The following is a 1,389-nucleotide window of genomic DNA, read 5'->3' as shown; positions in this document are numbered from 1 at the left end:
TAATAAATGAGCAAATTTCATAACAAATTATGGAATTAAAGTAGACATTCATAACCATCTTATTGTATTATATTTCTGCTAGAAAACATAAACAAAGGATGAATATAAATGTCTACAGAAAATAATATACCATATAATAATGAGATTAACAATTTTATAATTAAACTTGGATTATCACTATATTTAACACTACCACAATTAAAACATGTCTTCGAATTTATCTTTGCGACCGTAGGTCGTGGGTATAATGGTAAAGTTACTCATATAGCTGAAAATTGCTATCAAAGTACTTATAGAACATCCGTAGGTAAATTTTTATCTGAAAGCCCATGGAATGAAGATTATATTTTGAGGGCATTGCAAAAATTTGCAGTTAATAAAATTTGGCAGTTATCTCGTGATACAAGAAAGCCTATTTATGTGATTATTGATGATACTATCTGTGAAAAAACAAAGCCTTCGTCACGGGCTAAAAATCCTATAGAAAAGTGTCAATTTCATCAATCACATTTAGAAAATAAAAAAGTTTATGGACACCAAATTGTAGGTGCTTTATTGCAATGTGGTGATGTTACAATTCCATATCAGCTAACGCTTTATGATAAAACTAAAATTGATAAAGACAATAAAAAGATTACGAAGATTGATATTGCTGTAGCTATAATATCTTCACTACCTAAACCACCTATACAAGGTTTTGTTTTAGGAGATAGTTGGTATAGTGCTGAAATAATTATAAAATCAGCAAAAGCAAAAGGTTTTGAGTATATAGGTGCATTAAAAACTAATAGAGTCATATACCCCAAATGCTCACGCATGAACCATAAAATCAATGGTTTTGCCAAAACAATAAACAAAGAAGAATTTCACCTCGTTACAGTGAATAAACACTCTTACTATGTTTACAGATATGAAGGTAAAATAAATGGTTTTAAAAAAGTTGTGGTTCTTATTAGTTATCCTAAAGAAGCTCTCTATAATGAAAAAGCATTAAAATCTTTTATATCAACAGATATCAATCTCACAACAGAAGAAATACTTTTTCAATATCGTGAACGTTGGACAATCGAAGTATTTTTTCGTCAAAATAAGATGGAATTAGGATTTGATAATTATCAAGTTCGTAGTGAAAGAGCCATAAAAAGATTTTGGATTTTAACTCAATTGACTTATCTTTATTGTACTTTTGGTATAAATACAACTTATTCTAAATTTGGAAAAGGCTTAAAAACAGCTCGCAAACAGTTCCAACAAGAACTAATTATTTGGGTTCATATCCAAGCTCAAAAAGGGATTAGCTTAGATGCAATTTTAGAAGTTCTTAAACTGTCAAAAAATAAGTGTGCATAGACAATGTAAAATAATGTGAGTATTTTTGCTCATTTAAAG

General features: G+C 28.8%; 1 protein-coding gene. It reads left to right on the top strand.

Annotation, left to right across the window (positions count from 1 at the left end):
- The first annotated feature begins 108 nt into the window (after positions 1-108).
- The gene (locus WY13_RS15520; protein WP_063555931.1) at positions 109-1,350 is read left to right on the top strand and encodes an IS701 family transposase; all 1,242 of its coding nucleotides are present in this window, start codon (positions 109-111) and stop codon (positions 1,348-1,350) included.
- Positions 1,351-1,389 lie beyond the last annotated feature (39 nt).

Source organism: Clostridium ljungdahlii (assembly GCF_001636845.1).
Lineage (GTDB): Bacteria > Bacillota > Clostridia > Clostridiales > Clostridiaceae > Clostridium_B > Clostridium_B ljungdahlii_A.
Note: the sequence above shows the minus strand (reverse complement) of the source record. Positions and strands in the feature narration are given on the sequence as shown.

What these genes read in the sequence shown, in the direction of transcription:
- WY13_RS15520 (WP_063555931.1), top strand. Translation starts at nt 109, where the DNA reads ATGTCTACAGAAAATAATATACCATATAATAATGAGATTAACAATTTT.